Here is a 19770-nt window from a genome sequence, read left to right on the forward strand (position 1 = left end):
AATACCTAAAGAAAATTTTAAAATAAATGCAGTTTACTTAACCGTAAACTTTTTTACTGACCTAATTGGAGAGAGGTTATCTGAAAAACCTTCCAATTCAATTACATACTCACCAGGTACATCTGATGTAAAAAAGTAATCTACCGTAATTGCGTTCTTTACCCTAAGATCTGGATTCCAATATAATTGATGTCTAAAATCTGGGATAATACTTTTTTCTTGTTCTTTACCATACAATTGTTTAAATCTTTTCTTTGGAACATCTGGTCTAAGCAACTCCAAATTAGCATATAAATCCGCATATAGATTAAAAAAATCTTTTTCAAACGTTTCAATCTGAAAAATTCCTTGATAGATGGTACCACCAAAGGTGTACTGATTTCTGAAAACTTTAATAGTTTTTATCTTGGAAGCTGGATAATTAATTACGCTTTGATGATCCGTTACATATAGACCGTCTACAACCACCAATGGCTCATAACCAACTGTTTCTCTGGTTGCATCTGTATCTCTCACAAATATGCTACTTTTACCTCCTTGATTCGTTATCCAAGCGTTATCCACTACCTCTACAAGTGTTTCTTTAAAACTTGGAAAACGGGTATATTCATCTAATTCATAAGAAATGAATTTGTTACCAAATTCTGAAATTTTAACGTTTTCTAGTAGAACCGTATCTGGTTTTAAACCATAAAATGCATTCTCTATTTGATTGTAGACACTTCTTTTGGTAATGGAATTTTCCATATCCGGTGTTAAGATAAAAGGAGGTATTTCCTCTTCAGCTACTTCTAATATTGGCAGATTTTCAATTTCAATTTTAAAATCTTGGATTTGACCATCTAGTATTTTATAAAATAAATTACTCTCTAGGTTACGCCCTTCTAAATTGAAGGCAAAATCTCCGTTGTTATCTGTATTTACAATTCTAAACTCATTGTTGAAGCCAGGTAGAGAAAATGCTATTTTTCTGTTAGCCGCACTAACTTCATTATTTAGCGCCCTAAGTGTACCTTGAATAATTTCTGACCTAACTTCAGGAATAACTTTATTGTTTTCATTTATTGCTTTCTCATTTTTCAAGCCTGCATTAAATGGGTTTTTCTTTATTGAATACGTTAAAGAGTTCGTTAATTTTCTTACCGAAAGCGAATAACTTCCTTGTAAATTTTTTGGTGCTTCCAAATGTAGCTCAACCCTATCTCGGGTAGAAAAAACACTTTTATTCAATTGTAATTCTATAGGATTTCTATTTGAATTATTATCAAGCTTTGCACCACTTTTTAAGTCTTCTAAATTGCCATCTACAGTACTTTCATTATTTGGCCAAAATACTTTTTGCTCGTTTGTATAGGGATTAATTATTACAATGTCATCTTTAAAAAACGTACTAAACTGCCCACTCCTAGTTGCCTTTGTATACCCAATTAGTTTGTAATAACCAGATGGCGTATTAGTGGGTATAAAGATGTCTCCATCTCCCATACCATCTTTAATAGTTACTTTTTTAATTGCAATACGATCACCTTTGGCAGACAATAATTCCACATAACCCAACTTACTTAAATTGGAATAATTGCTTTGTTTTTTATTTATAACATCTATTCTAAAAAATAAATACTCTCCAGTGAGCAGAAGGTTATTGCTGTAGTGTACATAAATAGATTCAATACTAGCTTTTTGGGATAAGTTGGCCATTTTGGCTTGATTTTGCCCAAGTACGTTTAGGGTGCCAATTAAAAAAAACGTAATTATATAGAGTGATCTTTTCATGTGTTTCTATTCTGTCCAAAATTCTGGTACTTCAGCTGTACCAAACAACGTACAGTCTATACATCTAATTGAAGAGATATTAAATATACCCGGTGGATTTTCGGAGGTGTATTGATATGCTCCTGATTCTATTCTTTCTAACAATAAAGGGCTGTTGATACCAAAGCCTTCTGCTTCACAATTACCAAGATAAGGAATGTCATTGCCAAAAATTTCTTTATAATTAAAAAACAATCGCTTCTCGGATATGGATACCACCTCGAACAAACCAACTACTTTTTTATTAGAGTTGGAAACATGTTCTATATTACCGACTAAAAGTCCTGGCTGTATTTGAGAAAACAAACTTTCACTACTAGAGAAATTTTGAAGTGTGTTGTAGAATTCATAGGCAGTCCTACTAGAACTTAATTGTCTTACAAGAATACTATAACGTAAGGCAACCTTTCTATTTCTCCTATTAATAAAAGTTACAGGAAAATCTTTAATACTATTACTACCTAAATTAGTCGTAGCCGTTAAAAGAATTGTATTGGATTTATTAGATACATAACAGATACGTTCTTCTTCTTGCTTCTCTACCAATTCTAAAGGTTCTGCTGGATTAGCGGTTAACCTAAATTCTTTTGTTGGCTTAAAAAATGATTCAAACTTATACGTTTCTACAAACTCATACCTAAAAAATGAAGTAGTGTTAGTAGTATTAGAGCCATCTACGTAAATTTCAACCCCATCCACACCATCATCATTTAATACCCTTGCCGCCCTTACATTATCTACTGTCGCTTTTTCTGGTAACATCACCTTGTCAGAAAGGTACTCTTCCCCTTTTTCATCCGTAACAAATAACTGGTATTCCATACCTGGCAATGCCCTAAAAGCTTCGTTAGAACGGTAAAGCCCTTCTTTAACTTCAAAAAAATCTAATTGATTACCATTATTATCCTTTATGTATACCTTGGCGCTAGATATGTTCACATTTGTTGAATCTTCTTGATAGCTTCTACTTAATCTAATATCGTGTTGTTTTAGCTCATCCGTAATACTAGCATCAATAATCAATAAATCCTCAAATTCTAAAGTAGGCGCTATAAAGGGTTCTGTGCAAGAAGCTATTAACAACCCTATACCTATAACAAGTACCGCTACTATTTTAGTAATGCTCTTATTCCTCAACATCTTAAAATTTAAAATTATAGGTAATGGATGGTACAGGTATAGAAAAAATAGAACTTTTATAAGCTTTTATTCTTCCTGACTCGGTAACATAAAAAACAGAATATGGGTTGTTTCGCCCTAAGGCATTGTAGACAGATATGGTCCAAAAGCTATGCCCTACCTTGTTTAGCTTATGGTTACCCTCTATATTAAACCCAAGGTCTAATCTGTAAAAGTCTGGTATTCTAAGGCTGTTACGGTCGCTGTAAGCCGCATATTGCGCATCATTAAAATTAAAATTACCTACGGGGACCGTTACAGGCCTACCCGTTTGGTATACAAAATTTGCAGAAAGACTATATCTTTTTGTGAATTTATAGTTGGCAACTAAGCTAACATCATGTGGTTTATCAAAATTAGAGGCAAAGAATTCACCGTTATTGACACGCTCTTCTTCAAATTCGCTATCTAATTTTAAAAATGATCTTGAATAGGTATAACCCAACCAGCCATTAAGCTTACCTAGGTTTTTTCGAATTAAAAATTCTACACCGTAAGACTTACCGTCTCCTTGTAAAATTTCTGTTTCAATATTTTCGTTTAAGAGTAACTGCGCACCAGTTTTGAAATCAATTACATTCCTAGCCGTTTTATAAAAGCCTTCTAAGCTTACCTCGTAGGTGTTTGATTCAATATTTTTAAATACACCCAAGGAAAATTGTTGCCCTTTTTGTGCTTTTATATTCGTATCTGTTAACTTCCAAGTATCTATTGGCGAAATAGTGGTATTGTTTGTTAAAATATGAATATACTGAGTTGCCGTATTAAAACCAGCCTTAATGGACAAAGAAGGATTTAACAAATAGCGCGCACCAATTCTAAATTCTGGATTTCCTTGAAAATCTATAAACTCATTATTTTGGTAATTAATGGTATCTTGTCTTGTACTTTCTGATCTTGGAGCATTGGGATCATAAGTATATTGTGTGCTACTACCCAAACCAGCGTAGGAAGAGTACCTTACTCCCATATTAATGGAAAATTCCTTAGAAATATCTTGTTCAACACTAAGATAAGCTGCTGTTTCTAGTCCTTTTTCTCTTTTTAACTCATTGGATTTAACAATAGAATTATTATTCAACGGTTCAATATACCCTGGTACTACGCTATAGAGTCCGGACTCTATGCCGTAATTAAAACTTGTTTTTGTACTTTTTAAATAATTAAAATCAAATTTGGCCCTATATTCTTCGATATCAAAACCAAGTTTAAAGTCATCATTAGAGCCCCTCTCGTAATCTATATTAAAACCATAGCCTGTATAACTTAATTGTACATTGGCAAGGTTCTTATCATTGAACTTGTGTTGCCATTGTAGTGAAGCTAGTTTATTCCTATAAATGTAGGTTGAGTCTGATGAAATACTAAAGTTATCATCACTGTAATATGTAGTGACCTTTACCGTATTATTTTCATTGACTCTATCATTATAATTAAGAACACCATCATAAAAAGACGCTCTACTTTTGTTCAAAGACTTCTCATTGAGCGATCTTAGAATCCAGTTTGCGTACGCTCCTCTGGCACCAAACAATATAGAAGATTTCCCTTTTTTAACTGGTGATTGCAATACCAAATTACCAGTTACGGGTCCTAAGGAGGCCTCTCCTTTAAAAGCTGTTGTGTCTCCAATTTTGGTATTGATATCAAAAACAGAAGATAACCTACCTCCGTAAGCAGCGGGTATATTACCCTTGTAAACACTTAATTTACCAATACTAAATGGGTTAATAGCAGAAAATATACCAAAGAAATGTTGTGGGTTATAGATAGTAGCACCATCAAACAGCATTAAATTCTGGTCTGCCCTACCACCCCTTACATTAAAACCGGTAGAACCTTCACCTGCTGTAGATATACCCGGTAATGCGGTTGCCACTTTTAAAACATCTCTTTCTCCTAAGACCAAAGGCACCGTTTTACTTTCTTCACTGTCTATTTCTTCTGGAGCTCCCGCAGTTTCTTCTACATTTCTGTATATATTACCCTGCACTACTACTTCATCTAATTGCTCCAAACTTTCATCAAACCCAAAGTTTAATTCACCATCATTAAAAATAATCAATCGCTTTGTAGCTTGCTTTATTCCCAGGGCCCTAAAATTGAGCACGTTTTCACCCGGATTTAATTCCATTTCAAAATTTCCATCAAGAGATGTCAATGCTTTCAATGTTCCATTTTGAGCTATAATAGTCATATCTGGAATGGGTTCTCCAGTGTTATTATTGGTTACACGGCCGTAAACCCTAAATGAAGTTCTACTATTATTTTTCTGTTCTTTACCCAATCTTACCGTTTCTATTCTACTCCTTAAACGTGTTTGTTTATTGTTTCTGGAGTAAAATATGGGTCTGCTAACAGGTTCTATTGGTTTTACCACGGAATCTTTTTTAAAAAATCCTTCCGGCAGCTTATCGTATATAATGTTATTTTCGGTTAAGATAATCTTGTTACCTTCAAATACGTAGTAGTTTAGATTTGTGTTTTGCAATACCGCCTCCAACAATTCTTGTATTGTAGTACTGGTATAGGTTTTGGTTAATCTAATACTGTCCAAACTATTGGCATCATAGTAAAAAGAATAGTCGGCTATAGAGTTTAATTGCTTTAAGGCTTCCTTAAGCGTTTGTGCATTAATCTTAATGGTATCCTTTGCAGGGTTATCTTGAGCATAAATGGAGAATCCTATTAGACAAAAGACAAAAAGAAAGATAGTTTTCTTTAACATGACTAACTGTTTATATTTAAATTAAACAGTCTTGAATAAAACTGGTCTTTATTATTTTTATATAACAATCTGTTTTCTTTAAAATACTGATTAATTAAATCCTTTTTTAACGGATATAGGTCTCTTAAATCTTGTTTACCCTTTACCTCTATTAAAATGTTATCCTTAAAAACCCAAAATGATTCTTTTAAAATATACTTTAGCGCTTCTTTTTTATCTTTTCTATAGATAATCCTAAGCTTTCTACTTTTCTTAAAAACCCAGCCCTTATCTCCCTTGGCCAATAATTTTATGTAACCAGTAACTTTAGGACTTTCTGTAAGATTATCTGCATTATAAAATGTTTCTTGGTCTAGGGTAAACCAGTATACCTTAGATTTGTCCAACACCAATAATAATGCGTTAGCTAAATTTTTTGGCGTAATTAACAATTGATCATTATAGGTATCTAATTTTAACTTTTGACCATAGTAAGATTGTTGATCATAGTTAAGGTCTCCAACAAAAAAGTTTAAATTTTTATAGAATACATTAACAAGTTCGGTATTGGTGTACTCCTCTTTATATAGAATACCATTGTAGATAGCAAGATTTTGATCTCCTATAACTGCATCGTGCAAATTGTATATTGCTTTATTGTCTTGCCCCAAGGCATGAAAGGTAAACTGCAAGGTAAAAACAAGAGATAAAATACTACGGAAAGTGCATCCATTACATGGAAGCAAGAAACTTGGATTGGTCAATTTTGTTTTAAATATCTAATTGGTCTGGTTAAATATAGTTAATATTTTTGTTAAAATGTTACATTTTTAATGTTCAATAATTTAACCATCTAGTAACGAGAATATTACCGTAATTTTTTAATATACCAAGACTTAAATTAAGTAACTATTCTTTATACATAGAGAGATTTACGGTTCATCTTTTAATTTTGTCTTATTCATCCTAATTTTGCCACATTAAACAAACCCCATTGGTACGCATAAATAAGTATTTTAGTGAAATTGGCTATTGCTCTAGAAGAGAAGCAGACAAGTTGGTTGCCCAACAGCGGGTAACTATTAATGGACAAGTGGCCGAGATGGGTAGCAAGGTATCCCAAACGGACGAAATAAGATTAGACGGCAAGCTAATTTCTGCAAAAAACAATAAGCCTAAACCAGTCTATTTGCTATTGAACAAACCAAGAGGTATTGTTTGCACTACAGATACCAAAAGAGAAAAAAATAATGTTGTAGATTTTGTAAACTACCCAGATCGTATTTTTCCTATTGGTAGGCTAGACAAGGATAGCCAGGGACTACTATTGCTAACCAATGATGGAGATATCGTAAACAAGATTTTAAGGGCTCGTAACAACCATGAAAAGGAATATCTTGTAACGGTAAAAGATCCTATAACCACAAAATTTATTCAACGTATGGGTAATGGCGTACCAATTTTAGATACCGTAACCAATAAATGTTATGTAGAACAGATAAATACCCATCAATTTAAAATTATACTTACCCAAGGCCTTAACCGGCAAATACGCCGTATGTGCGAATATTTAGGCAATAAAGTAACCCGTCTTAAACGCTACCGTATTATGAATATTCATTTAGATGTACCCGTAGGCAAATGGCGACATCTAACTGAAAAAGAATTGGCAGATTTAAACAAACTTCTGGCCCACTCTACCAAAACATACACCCCTTAACCAAAAACCCTAATGCAATACATTTTTTTAGGACATATACGTAACTAGTTACATATATTATATATATTTGCGTAACCAGTTACGTATATGTTATGGATGATTTTTTGTTGACATTAAATATTGAGGGATTTACAAGTAGGTTAAAACGATTAAGTGATTACCTGTTGTATAGCACACGTGATTTGTACGATGAGTTGGATATTGCCATTGAACCCAACTGGAACTTGGTTATTCGATTATTGCAGAAGAACCAACAAATGACTTTGATGGAAATTGCGGACCAAATTAATTTTTCGCATCCGGCAGTGGTAAAAATTATAAAAAAAATGAAAAAAAGAGGATTTGTAAAAACGCAACCAGACCAGACCGATGGCCGCAAACAACTTTTACTCCTAACCCCAAAGGCACTTAAACAACTACCGCAATTAGAACAGCTATGGCAAACCCAAATAACGGTATTAACTCACCTATTAAAAGATAGTCCCAATTTTTTAACGGAACTGGGCCACATTGAGGAACAACTAAAACAACAAGATTATAAACAACGTGTATTAACCCAACTAGAGCAATGACAGTAATAGTAGAAACCATTGGTTATATTGCCATTGTAGCCGGCTTTTTTGCCGCTACTAAAAAAGAAATGGCACATTTTAGGGTATGGCATCTAGTTTCTAGTGCTTTTTACGTAGTATATGGGGTATTTTTAGCCTCTGGCCCCTTAGTAATTTCTGGTATTATCTTCTGCATAATACATATTTATCACTTGTATAAAATGCGGTTACCAAAAAATGAAAAGCTTAACGGTAGCGGGTGCTAGCTAGATCTGTTACCCCTTGTCCATAAACGGTTGCCATGTTATCAACACAAACTTTGGCACACCGTTTATGGTTTTTGCCAAAAAACCATATTCATACACAAAAAAGTAGATTTCGCCCTTACTATTTTTCCAATAATGGGTATGAAATCTTGGATTAAACCCTTCCCTTTTTAATTAGGCTTGCCTTATTGTAGTGTAACCAGACCGGTTAAAACGTTTTAAGATTTTTCGGTTCACCTTCAACTGCTTATCCACTTTAAAAAAATAAACTTCTTCTGTCTGTCTTTTTTCATATTGGCTGCTAGATTTACATTTTGCACCACAGAACTTTTTATCGGAACGACCTTTAATGACCTCCCCGCAAATTGGACAATGCCGTGTTTCCATTACATTTAAATGAATATTATACGTTTAAAATACGACTTATGATTCTTTTTTAAGCTAGGATTGTAAAATGATTTCTTCTAAATCCATAACCCTGCATCATCTAATGATTGCCAACAAACGGATAATTGGCATTCAATTTAGTCCAGATAAACTAATACAAGACCTTCTTAAAGGCTTACCACAATGCAAGTGGAGCACCAAATACCGTATGGCCTATGTACCCAATAGCAAAACCAATCTAAACCGAATATATAGCACTTTTAAAGGGGTGGCATGGATTAACTACAATAAATTTTTAACCAACAGACCTATAAACACACATAACCAAGAAGTAGATGCCAATTGGTTTAGAACGCGCGAATTACCGCCTAGCTACCGGCGGTGTCCAGAGCCCTATTTACAACGTTTAGAACTTAAACGCTACGCTAAAAACACGGTTAAAGTGTATGTGCAGTTTTTTGAACAATTTATAAATCGATATCCAGAAAAAGACCTGGAAACCCTGAACGAGAGTGAAATACGAGAATACTTAAAAAGTTTAATTAACCGTAATTGTTCTAACTCTTACGTAAACCAGGCCATTAATGCCATTAAGTTTTATTACGAAGGTGTTTTGGGTATGCCCAATCGGTTTTATGAGCTAGAAAGACCTAGAAAAGAAAGCCATTTACCCAAAGTTATATCTAAAGAAGAGGTATTACGTATTATTGACCATACCAATAACTTAAAACACCAATGTATAGTACAACTACTGTATTCTTCAGGATTAAGGCGAAGTGAATTGGTAAGTCTTAAACTAGAAGATATAGACAGCAAACGTATGATAATACGTATAAAACAAGCCAAAGGCAAAAAAGATAGAATTACCATATTGAGTTCAAATGTTTTGGAGAATTTAAGACGATATTATAAAGAGTGGCAACCTACCACCTATTTGTTTGAAGGCAGAAATAAAGAAACCTACAGTGCCGTAAGTGTATTAAAAATAGTAAAAGATGCAGCCAATAGAGCCGGTATACGCACAACGGTTACCCCACACGTACTAAGACATAGTTTTGCTACACATTTGCTAGAATCTGGTACCGATTTACGGCAAATACAAGTTTTATTAGGCCATGGAAGTACCAAAACAACAGAAATATATACCCATGTAGCCAAACATACTTTTACGGCAATTAAAAATCCACTAGATTAGTATTCACAAAAAAGAAATATCCGTCATATGACGGATATCCAATTGTTGTAACCAATTATGAAAAAAATTCTCGTCCTAACAATATTGCTTTTCACTATTCAATCTTTTTCGCAAGAAAAAAATGATTGTGACGAACGGACTTTACCATATTGGGCAAACGGAATTAATAGTCGAATTGAGGGCGAAAATCCCGCTTTAAGAAAAGCCTTTGAGAAAATCCAACTTTCCGAAACAGAAATTCAACCAAAAAATGGATTTGTAACATTGAGGTTAAATATCTCGAAAACAGGAAAGCTTTGCGATATCGAAACATTCCAAATCGATGAAAATTATAAAAGTACCGAGTTTAATAACGGACAACTAATAAAGGAATTGGAACAAATTGCAATCGGACTTACAGACTGGAAAAGAGATAAAGATTATAAAACGTACAACCTAATTAGACTCAAAATCAAAGACGGAAGAATTGAAGAAATTTTTTAAATATTTATTCATCGGTTTAGGTTCCATAATTCTTCTGTTAATAATCGGAGTTACAATTTGGTGGAAAACAAAATCGGACAAGGAAAAATCAAGGTTAATGGTAGAATCTCACCAGTACGAAAAAGCCATTGAATATGACCAAGAAAATAGCGATGCTTGGATGGAACGTTCAGTTGCATTTAATAAAGCTGGAAATTTCGAGAAAGGATTTGAATATCTTAATAAAGCAGTCGAACTCGACCCAAAATTACATTTAGGTTACAGAGGTTGGATAAGGTTAAGAAAAATGCGAGATTTTGACAAAGCTCTCGAAGATTTTGACAGACTTGACAGTTTAACACCAAACTTCGTAGATGCGCCTTGGGGAGAAGATATCGACTTTTTGCGAGGAGAATGCTTTTTCGGAAAGAAGGAATATCAAAAAGCCATTGAATTGTTTAATCGCAATATCAAAAATCAAAAAGAGGATTGGGTAGATATTCATAGTTTCGTTTATCTCGGACTTTGTGAGTACGAACTCGGGAATTACAAAAAAGCGATTTCAGAATTTGAACGGGCTTTAAAACAATCGGAACACATTCCCGAATCTTATTTTGGAATGGCAAAATCCTACCAAAAACTTGGGCAAATCGAAAAAGCAAAAGAGCAAATCTTGAAAGCGGAAAATAATATGCATTATAAACGAGATGATGTTTATAACGAGTTTTTAAATGAAATTTATATTTCCGAGATACAGAAATTTAAACAAAAAATAAACTAAAATAACTGGTTACAACAATGGCTATAAACAATTGCTATTACAGGCTTATCCTGAAAAATTCCTGCGGAATTTTCAGCTTGTCGTGTAATTGTAAAAGTCCGTACTAAACCACGCAACTATTCATAGCCGAGACCGTTGTACCACATTATGAAAAAATTGTTAATCTTAATTATTCTATATTCAATCTGCCCTTTATTCGGACAGGAATCTGAAATTGAAAAACTCTTAATTAAAGGTAATGATGCCTATCAAAATTCTGATTTTCAAAATGCAAAAATCAATTACGAATCTATAATTAAAATTGACTCAACTAACAAAGACGCTATTTACAATTTAGCTGGAACTGAGTTGAATTTAGGGAACAAATTTAGGGCATGCGAGCTGCTCCAAAAATCATATTCTCTGGGCGACTTTGGAGCGTATGACCTGATTAAAGAACAATGCGGAGAACTTAATTACTCTGAAAAAATGTTCTTATTCCATGTCGATGAGCTTCCAAAATTTCTCTACAAAGACAAATTTTTTCCACTCATAATCAACAAAAAGGAACTGAATCCTAATTACATGAAATTAATTAGAGCGGAAATAAAAAATTCTAAGGAACTGAAACAAATTAAAGGACGTGCAAGCATTCTAATAAATGTTGACATAAACGGAAAATTAGTAACCAAAATACGTGGAGAAGTTCCTGAGAACAAAAGAGAATTAATAAGTCAACTATTAGAAAATTTAACAGAATACAAACCTGCAACTTATATGAATAAATCAGTTGGACTTTTTGGTGGAGGATTTGCGTTACCCTTAACGTTCTAAAAATAACGTGGTACAACAAAACCTATAAACAATACGGGCTTCGGACTTAAACAGAAGGTTTGCGTATTTTTATGAAGTCTGCAAAATCTTTTGGATTTTGCTCTAGAAAGGAAAAAATAAATCAAAATAAAAAGATTTTGCTATGTGCGTGGCGGAAAGCAAACGCCAATTTGCCCCCGTACTGTTCATAGCTAAACCGTTATAAATAACCCGCACTTAAAAAAGTAGAGTTTGGTCCGCTACCTTCCCTTTTTTGCTTTTAACGTGCTAGTCGGACCCAACAATGCGCAAACAGAACGTTTATCAGGAAAGCAAAAAATGCCTTTCTTTTATCGCTTAAGTCTGTCCAAAACAAAAGGTTTGGGTCTTAAAGTAGATTGTGGCTTGTTACCCTACTTTTTGCCGCCAGTGCGCAAGTATTACGCAAGGTGGACGGGTATGGAACGATTAAAGCGGCAAAATTTTGAGACATCAATTTTACTGTTGTGCCAAGGGTTTGTTCTGCCCTGCAGGCAATTTATAACAAGATGTATAGCTAATTGCGGTCGAATTTCCAGACGGAAATTCAACCGTATTAACTATATTTATTCGCAACCGTTTGGTACGCGCTCTTTTGGGCGCAACTTGCCATACATTTAACGTTATAAATAACCCGCACTTAAAAAAGTAGAGTTTGGTCTGCTACTTTCCTTTTTTTGCTTTTAACGTGCTAGTCGGACGCAACAATACGCAAGTAGAACGTTTATCAGAAAAGCAAAAAATGCCTGTCTTTCATTGCTTAAGTCTGTCCAAAGCCAAAGGTTGGGTTTTAAAATAAAGTATGGCTTGTTACTTTCCTTTTTGCCGCCAGTGCGCAAGGGTTACGCAAGGTGGACGGGAACGGAACGATTAATGCGGCAAAATTTTGAGACATCAATTTTACTGCCGTGCCATGGGTTTGTTCTGCCCTGCAGGCAATTTATAACAAGATGTATAGCTAATTGCGGTCGAATTTCCAGACGGAAATTCAACCGTATTAACTATATTTATTCCCAACCGTGTGGTAAGCGCTCTTTTGGCGCAACTCGCCATACATTTAACGTTAGCTTTAATTTGAATGAACGCTATTGACAAACAACTATTTTTAAAACATTTTATTCCGACTGAAATGGAACGGAAAAGAAGAGTTATGTTTGAAAACGGTTCATCAATAACAACTAAATATAAATCTGAATTCAAATATTACGTGAAATATTTACCTGGAAATTCTGCTTACTATTATTCACCTGAATTCATTTTTAAAACAGAAACCGATTTAAAAATAATACCAATTCCGAATTTCTATACTTTTCTTTTTATTCCAATAGCTTTGGTCATTTTGACTTATTTTGAAAACATAGAATTGGAAAATATTTGGACTATTTTAATTGCTCTAATTGGATTTGTAATATTAGTACAAATATTTCTAATTTTTCCAAGCATTATGAATATTAGAAAACGAGTAAATGAAAAACAAAAAAACTAAAGCTAACAATGTATAACCGCAATTACGGCGGATTCGACTACGTACGAATCCAGCGCGTATTGCTAAAACCTGTGCTTAATTCTAACGCTACCAACTAAATACCGTAACTTCGGTTATACCAACCGTTGGCGTGCATGCAAAAAAAATGAAACGACTTTTTCAAATATTGACCATTGCTTTACTATTTGTGACAACTTCATGTTGTGACATTCTATGTGAACGACAAGAATATGCTGAATTAATTATCGAGAAAGTCGAGAAGTTCAAACAAGAAAACGGACGACTTCCAAAGAATGTGACCGAAATAGGATTAGACGATACTCAAATGCACCTTTCATTTTACCAACTAACAAGTGACACGACTTATATGGTTTGGTATGGACTCGGTGTTGGAGAATCCAAAATTTACAGATCCGAAACAAAGAAGTGGACTGAAGAAGGATGAAGAATAAGTGGAAAATAGGATTTTGGATTTGTCTCCTTCTTTTAATTGTTACGACAGGAATTGGATTCTATTCAGTTGTCGACCAAGCAGTGGCATTAACACACATGAAAGAAGGATATTCTGACACGGAATCGGACTTAGAAACAATCATTCAAATTGTTGGACAAACTGACCAAACCAAACAAGAAATTGAGAATGTGCTTAAAGACCATAGACTTTATGAATACATGGACTTTAGAACAGACACAATTGAAATTGAACGACTTACTCTCATTTTCGAGAATGATTATTTGAAGAGAATAGAAAAGCAATGGTAAAAAAGAAAAAAGCACGACACGCCAACAACACCTATACGCAATATCCTGCGGGACACTGCGCATAGCCAAACCGTTGTAGAGCATTTAAAAGCAAAAATTGAAAAAAACAGTAATATTATTTTCCATCCTAATTTCAATCTCTTCTTGTGGACAAAAAGAGAATAACGGAAAGTCAGACTTTAAAATTGACGAAAACATAAAAAAAGAGGTGGATTTTAAACTGTCTGAGTCGGAATTTGGCGAATCTTTCAATGAACTTTTCTTAGTGTATGACAATGTCCTTTTGGCTAATTTTTATGAAAATGACTCTTTGATGGTCTCTACTATTGGAAAGGAGCGGAAGATGCCCTTTAAATCATTTTATTACGTTAAAAACGACACTATTTCAATAGATGGCGCATATGGACTTTTTGGTGGTTTTGGATTTTCAATAAAGTTTGTGGAAAACAAACCAATGGTTTATCACATGCTGGCTGGGGACGATTTTCCCGAATATTCTGAGTCTGCAGATGGACAACTAAAATTTAGAATTGAAGTACAATGTACCGAAAGCACCCTCACACTTTCAAAATTTCCAGAACCAAATATGAATGACGTAATTTACGGAATTGTCGAATTTAAAAGCAAAGATTATTATTCTGGGGCAATGCTAGTGGATAATGAGGAGCATGGTGAAAGGAAGAAAACAAGAATGGACATGAAAATTTATTTTAAGTCCAAATTTGTGGACTTTGAAAAATTATAAAAACGCTCTACAACACGGTGTATAATTAATTGCGGGTGGATTTCCCAAATGGAAATCCTTACAATTAACTATCTTCGGTACAGGCGGACATTTTCCGTTGGAAAAGTCCGCAACTAATCATACACGAACCGTTGTAGGTAATTTAAAAGTGCGTATCGACATAAAAAAACACATATTACCCATTGGACTTTTGATAGTCATTTTTAGTTTCTTTTTTTACAATCAAGATTTACTTGGAGGACTAGTTTTTCTAATTGTTGGTTGCGGATTTTTATACGCAGGATTCTATATTCGAAATATTAATTACAGAATAAAAACCAACGGAATTAAAGCTAAAGCGAAAATAGTTGACTTTAAAAAAGAACAGAATAAAGATGCTGATGGAGATTCTTATGAATATTATTTTCCGATAGTAAGTTTTACCGACCGAAATGGAGTTGAAACGACTCAAAAGTTGGACTTAAGTGAAAACCCGAAACGAATTAATGAACTGATTGACATTATTTACCTGAAAAAAGGAAATGAATACAAAATAATAAAGGACAATGATTGGTGGGAAAAAAACTTCCCAATGATTTTTATAATCGGTGGATTTTTATTTTCTGGAATTGGAATTATATGGTTGATTAATAAAATATGAATAAAAAACTACCTACAACAACGTATAACCGCAATTACGGCGGATTCGACTATGTCCGAATCCAGCGCGAATTGCTAAAACCTGTACTTAATTCTAACACTACCAACTAAATACCGTAACTTCGGTTATACCAACCGTTGTACTTAATGATGAAAAGAAAATATAATTCACATAATGTTTTTGTGAATAATCACAAGAATTCCAAGTGCTATTTATAAAAGCATATACTCTCTATTGATAATAGGTATTGAGTTGCCTATTTTCTATTTTAAAATAAAATGGCCAGTATTTAGTTTTTAAAGCAACAGTTTGAAATCAAATCAAATCAAATTACGAACCAATTACAACAGCTGAAAACCAAGCGTATTATTTTTTTATGAAAAAATCAATTCTAACACTTTTAACGATTACTTTTATCTTTACATATTCGTGTTCAAAAGAATCGTCAAACCCTACTGTTGAGCCAGATGTAACGGCGCCAACCTTCAATTTTTCAATTACCGGTTTCAACAATAATTCATCTGCTATTCCAATTGTTGTAAGCAATCAAATAGAAATCAATATTAACGCCCAAGATGCAGGCGGTATTTCGAAAGTAGAAGCTTTTATAGATGACGAAAAAGCGGGAGAAGACACTAGTGCGCCATACTCCATAATTGTCGATGTCTCTTCTTTAGCTTCTAAAATAGGTAAAACAAATACTTTTAAGAACTATACCTTGACGGTAGTTGTTACGGACAACTCTGGTAATTCAGAATCAAAGAACACAATTATCAATGTAGACAACGAGAAACCAACAATATCTGGGGTCAGCCTTTTTACTGGAGCAGTTATTAACGGAGATACCAATACTGTAACTTTTGATGTTATGGATAATCAAGAATTGACTTCAGTTAAGGCTTTTTTAAACAATGAGCTGTTAATAGACCTACCGCTTGATAGTTTATCAATCAACATTAACACCACTAACCTTACTGATGGGGAGAACGTTTTAAAAATAGAAGCAATAGACTCTGGCGAAAATCTTGGTACGTTTGAAGTAACCTTTATTTCTGACAACACAGGACCGGAAATAACAATTGAATCATTGGTTGAAAATCAAATTTTAGATAGCCTTATAACATTAAGTCCAAATGTTAATGATTTATATTCTGAGGTAGATTCTTTGAAAGTGTTTTTAGGAGATTCTACGATAGTTTCTTTAGCAAATCAGACAGACTACAGCTTTGACTTTGACCCTAACCTATACGCAACAGGTGCCAATTCAGTAAAGATTATAGCTACTGATAGTTTAGATAATGTATCCGAGTTAATTATTCCAATAGAAATATATCGAAGGTTAATATCTTTGAATTTTCCCTCTAATTTTTACGACCCACAATTAGCAAGAATATACGTGTTTGCTTCCGACGCAGAAGGAAATCTACTTGACAATAAAAGAGTTACCCAAGACACCGACAAGATAATACTACGTACTATAGAAGAGATCAACCCTAATTCGGAATTTATGCTCACGATAGGTGAATATAGTACAGGTGCATTTGGAAATTCAAGTGAGTTTACAACACTTCAAAACTTAACCCCATCCACTTTAGGTGAAATCAATTTTAAAACTTATCCACGATTTGACTACGTCCCTACGAATCCTTTTCAGTTTCCAACTCAAGGTTTCGATTCTCAAGATATTATTTCAATGAATTCTGAAGGTTTTGGATATGGGGGTAGCTTCTATAGCGAAACAGAAGAGTTTAACATAGATAGAAGAAGAAATACAACAAGTGCCGTAAATTCTGAGTTCATTTATGTTCCTCAAATTAATTTGACTTTGAATGAATATAGTTATTATGTTGCTGATTGGGATATACCGTCGGATTTTGTTTTCACGCCACAGCTATTTACAAATGAAAATGTAGAAAAAAGATTCTATCAACCCATTCTAAGCAATGGAGAAACGTTTGAATCATCATCTTACTGGATTGCGGGTTATTTTAGCAATGATGATTTTCAAAACAATGTTTACCACCGTATTGACGGACATGGATATGGTTATCAGGGATTAGAGGGTATACCTTATTATTTCAATTCTATTTTTACTAATTATAAGTACAATGTTAGAATTAATGACTATTACACAGAACGAACCGGGGAGCTTGCACCGTCATTTCATACTTTAGATTGGTCAATAGATTATTCTTATTCAAATAACGAAATTGAAGTAATTAAGAATGGATTGGACCATACTGTTGGGAAGGTTTTTATTAATAGTGACCCATATGTGGTTATAGAAGGACTAAATATAAGTTATCGTTGGAGCCTGGTTTTTGATAGTCAAAAGACAGATAACATCAAACTTCCAAAAATTCCTGAAGAAATAAAAACATGGGGGTTTTATGAATTGTATGAACAGGGGAATATGGAGGTACAACAGGTTGAGATAAAACGCTATGAAAATATAAACTCATATGACGAATACCTATATAAGGTTATCAAAGATAATCGTCACTCATATTTAGTGTCACCAGTAATGGAATCTAAATTCAAATCAACTGTACCGGGATATTACAAAAAAGCGTCTCATTTTTTATTGGATTAAGTAGGAAATAAGTTCATACCGGAGAGGATTATTAAAAGGAATTGCCAACTAAATTTGATATCTGGAGAATTCTGTTCCTACTTGTTTTACTAGGAGACCAACTGTCCAGAAAGCACTAAGTACAACAAAACCTAAACGTAATACGGACTTTAGGGCAAAACTGAAAGGTGTGTGTATATTTATGATGTCGCTAAATCTTATGGATTTAGCTTTGGACAAAAAAAAGAAAAAGCAAAACAATAAGCTTTAGCTACGTCGGCAGACGGAAACGAAAAGTTTCCTTGTCTCCGCACTACGCTTAGCCGAACCGTTGTACGCTATTTAAACCTCGATAATGACAATTAAGAACTTATATCTAATTTCCATTTTTCAATTTTTGATTTTTTCCTGTAATAATGGGACTTCACAATACTATGAAAAGGGCAAGTCATTATATGATGAAGGGAACTATACCAAGGCTATCGAATTATTAACCAAGGATATAGATTTAAACGGTGGGACAGATTTAGCATATTATTATCGTGGAAGAGCACTGCAATCCACTCAAAAGTATCAAAAAGCAATTCTGAACTTCAACAAGGCAATAGCTATAAACGAAGATTTAATTTACATCCACGTGAATAAGGCTGTAACGCAAATCAAATTAAAACAGCACGATTCCGCACTTCAAGGATTGAACTACATTATTACAAAATTTGAGCCTTCCCAAGATTCAAACATAAATAGAAATCTTGCTATAGCCTACAATAATAGGGGTCTGATTAAGCATCAGATTTTAAAAGATTTTCCAAATGCATTAGCTGATTTTAATAAGTCACTAAGTTTTGAAGAAAATTCGGAGAGTCAATTGCCTTTTATGAATAGAGGTGTTTTGTTTCTTGAAACAAAGGAATATGAAAAGGCCATTACTGATTTGGAAAGGGCTATACAATTGAATGACAAAAAAGCATGGGCACACTTCATGAAAGCCCGCGCTCATTTTCAGATAAAGAACTATTCAAATTCATTGATTAGTATAAATCGCGCAATTGAACTGGAAGCAACCAACTGGAGGTACTTCAATTTAAGGGGCATGACATTAAATAACCTAGAAAGATATAATGAAGCTCTATCTGATTTCAACAAAGCTGTGGATATTTCAAATCATGACTATGCATATAATAATCGGGGATTTACAAAATATAAACTTGGAAATCTAAAAGAAGCTCTTGAGGACTGCCAAAAAGCGATGGAATTGAATAATGAAAACAGCTGGACTTTTTATAATCTTGGTTTAATCAACTATGAAATCGGAAATAAGTCAAAGGCCTGCGATTATTTTAAAAAGGCTTTGGACTTAGGAAAAAAAGAAGCCGAAATCGAGTTGGTGAATAAATGCCAATAAAAACAGCGCACAACACGGGCTATAATTCATTGTGGGCGGATTTACTTAAACGGAAATCATTAACTTCAAGCCAAGGTTTGATTTCGGGCGGAATGTTCACTACGTGAAATTCCACAACGAAATCATAGCCGATAACGTTTTAATACATTTAATACCGAAATTTTGCAACATAAGAAATTGAATGTCGTCTTCTAAAAAAATAGAATTTATGAGAAAAATAATTTTGACTTTGACTTTGGCATTGTTCACTTCAATGGTTTTTGCAACTG

At 33.8% G+C, this 19770-nt stretch carries 17 protein-coding genes; 13 read left to right on the forward strand and 4 right to left on the reverse strand.

The annotated features are described in order from the left end of the window. Positions 1-33: 33 nt before the first annotated feature. From BUL40_RS08685 to BUL40_RS08700, 4 genes are read right to left on the reverse strand one after another with little or no spacing between them, the layout of a single operon-like run. Complete coding sequence (locus BUL40_RS08685) at positions 34-1773, reverse strand: hypothetical protein (RefSeq protein ID WP_080318929.1); 1740 nt, start codon at positions 1771-1773, stop codon at positions 34-36. A 6-nt stretch (positions 1774-1779) separates the two neighbouring features. After that, complete coding sequence (locus BUL40_RS08690) at positions 1780-2952, reverse strand: DUF4249 domain-containing protein (protein WP_080318930.1); 1173 nt, start codon at positions 2950-2952, stop codon at positions 1780-1782. Between the two features lies 1 nt (position 2953). After that, a complete protein-coding gene (locus BUL40_RS08695; RefSeq protein WP_080318931.1) occupies positions 2954-5719 on the reverse strand; it encodes a TonB-dependent receptor in 2766 nt (921 codons plus the stop codon). Positions 5720-5721: 2 nt separating this feature from the next. Continuing rightward, the gene (locus BUL40_RS08700) at positions 5722-6390 is read right to left on the reverse strand and encodes a hypothetical protein (RefSeq protein WP_080318932.1); all 669 of its coding nucleotides are present in this window, start codon (positions 6388-6390) and stop codon (positions 5722-5724) included. A 302-nt stretch (positions 6391-6692) separates the two neighbouring features. On the opposite strand from BUL40_RS08700, the gene rluF reads away from it, so the two are divergent. The 13 genes from rluF to BUL40_RS08775 all read left to right on the forward strand — a co-directional run bounded on the left by rluF (position 6693) and on the right by BUL40_RS08775 (position 19501). After that, positions 6693-7418, forward strand: a complete 726-nt coding sequence (rluF, locus tag BUL40_RS08705; RefSeq protein ID WP_080318933.1) for a 23S rRNA pseudouridine(2604) synthase RluF — start codon at positions 6693-6695, stop codon at positions 7416-7418. Positions 7419-7510: 92 nt separating this feature from the next. Continuing rightward, positions 7511-7990, forward strand: a complete 480-nt coding sequence (locus tag BUL40_RS08710; protein ID WP_080318934.1) for a MarR family transcriptional regulator — start codon at positions 7511-7513, stop codon at positions 7988-7990. Next, positions 7987-8235 carry a YgjV family protein gene (locus BUL40_RS08715; protein ID WP_010517471.1) on the forward strand — a complete coding sequence of 83 codons (249 nt, stop codon included), beginning with the start codon at positions 7987-7989 and terminating at the stop codon, positions 8233-8235. The genes BUL40_RS08710 and BUL40_RS08715 overlap by 4 nt, the downstream gene beginning before the upstream one ends. A 454-nt stretch (positions 8236-8689) precedes the next feature. Beyond that, the gene (xerA, locus tag BUL40_RS08725) at positions 8690-9817 is read left to right on the forward strand and encodes a site-specific tyrosine recombinase/integron integrase (RefSeq protein ID WP_244901847.1); all 1128 of its coding nucleotides are present in this window, start codon (positions 8690-8692) and stop codon (positions 9815-9817) included. A gap of 57 nt (positions 9818-9874) precedes the next feature. Beyond that, a complete protein-coding gene (locus tag BUL40_RS08730; protein WP_010518571.1) occupies positions 9875-10300 on the forward strand; it encodes a hypothetical protein in 426 nt (141 codons plus the stop codon). A gap of 97 nt (positions 10301-10397) precedes the next feature. Then, positions 10398-11060, forward strand: a complete 663-nt coding sequence (locus BUL40_RS08735) for a tetratricopeptide repeat protein (RefSeq protein ID WP_244901848.1) — start codon at positions 10398-10400, stop codon at positions 11058-11060. Positions 11061-11207: 147 nt separating this feature from the next. Next, positions 11208-11873, forward strand: coding sequence for a hypothetical protein (locus BUL40_RS08740; RefSeq protein WP_080318936.1), 666 nt, complete (start codon positions 11208-11210; stop codon positions 11871-11873). A 1096-nt stretch (positions 11874-12969) separates the two neighbouring features. Continuing rightward, entirely contained in the window at positions 12970-13377 is a 408-nt protein-coding gene (locus tag BUL40_RS08745; protein WP_080318937.1) for a hypothetical protein, read from the forward strand. Positions 13378-13911: 534 nt separating this feature from the next. Then, positions 13912-14139 carry a hypothetical protein gene (locus tag BUL40_RS08755; RefSeq protein WP_141239652.1) on the forward strand — a complete coding sequence of 76 codons (228 nt, stop codon included), beginning with the start codon at positions 13912-13914 and terminating at the stop codon, positions 14137-14139. Positions 14140-14236: 97 nt separating this feature from the next. After that, the gene (locus BUL40_RS08760) at positions 14237-14884 is read left to right on the forward strand and encodes a hypothetical protein (protein ID WP_080318940.1); all 648 of its coding nucleotides are present in this window, start codon (positions 14237-14239) and stop codon (positions 14882-14884) included. 97 nt (positions 14885-14981) lie between these two features. Next, positions 14982-15524 carry a DUF3592 domain-containing protein gene (locus tag BUL40_RS08765; protein ID WP_080318941.1) on the forward strand — a complete coding sequence of 181 codons (543 nt, stop codon included), beginning with the start codon at positions 14982-14984 and terminating at the stop codon, positions 15522-15524. Positions 15525-15900: 376 nt separating this feature from the next. Then, positions 15901-18117, forward strand: a complete 2217-nt coding sequence (locus tag BUL40_RS08770; protein ID WP_080318942.1) for an Ig-like domain-containing protein — start codon at positions 15901-15903, stop codon at positions 18115-18117. Positions 18118-18451: 334 nt separating this feature from the next. Further along, positions 18452-19501, forward strand: coding sequence for a tetratricopeptide repeat protein (locus tag BUL40_RS08775; RefSeq protein ID WP_080318943.1), 1050 nt, complete (start codon positions 18452-18454; stop codon positions 19499-19501). The last annotated feature ends 269 nt before the right edge of the window (positions 19502-19770 follow it).

The organism is Croceivirga radicis (assembly GCF_002072105.2).
GTDB lineage: Bacteria > Bacteroidota > Bacteroidia > Flavobacteriales > Flavobacteriaceae > Croceivirga > Croceivirga radicis.

Excerpts from the sequence above, each read along its gene's own strand:
- BUL40_RS08685 (WP_080318929.1), bottom strand. The coding sequence starts at position 1,773 with ATGAAAAGATCACTCTATATAATTACGTTTTTTTTAATTGGCACCCTA.
- BUL40_RS08690 (WP_080318930.1), bottom strand. The coding sequence starts at position 2,952 with ATGTTGAGGAATAAGAGCATTACTAAAATAGTAGCGGTACTTGTTATA.
- BUL40_RS08695 (WP_080318931.1), bottom strand. The coding sequence starts at position 5,719 with ATGTTAAAGAAAACTATCTTTCTTTTTGTCTTTTGTCTAATAGGATTC.
- BUL40_RS08710 (WP_080318934.1), top strand. The coding sequence starts at position 7,511 with ATGGATGATTTTTTGTTGACATTAAATATTGAGGGATTTACAAGTAGG.
- BUL40_RS08715 (WP_010517471.1), top strand. The coding sequence starts at position 7,987 with ATGACAGTAATAGTAGAAACCATTGGTTATATTGCCATTGTAGCCGGC.
- xerA (WP_244901847.1), top strand. The coding sequence starts at position 8,690 with ATGATTTCTTCTAAATCCATAACCCTGCATCATCTAATGATTGCCAAC.
- BUL40_RS08730 (WP_010518571.1), top strand. The coding sequence starts at position 9,875 with ATGAAAAAAATTCTCGTCCTAACAATATTGCTTTTCACTATTCAATCT.
- BUL40_RS08735 (WP_244901848.1), top strand. The coding sequence starts at position 10,398 with ATGGTAGAATCTCACCAGTACGAAAAAGCCATTGAATATGACCAAGAA.
- BUL40_RS08740 (WP_080318936.1), top strand. The coding sequence starts at position 11,208 with ATGAAAAAATTGTTAATCTTAATTATTCTATATTCAATCTGCCCTTTA.
- BUL40_RS08745 (WP_080318937.1), top strand. The coding sequence starts at position 12,970 with ATGAACGCTATTGACAAACAACTATTTTTAAAACATTTTATTCCGACT.
- BUL40_RS08770 (WP_080318942.1), top strand. The coding sequence starts at position 15,901 with ATGAAAAAATCAATTCTAACACTTTTAACGATTACTTTTATCTTTACA.
- BUL40_RS08775 (WP_080318943.1), top strand. The coding sequence starts at position 18,452 with ATGACAATTAAGAACTTATATCTAATTTCCATTTTTCAATTTTTGATT.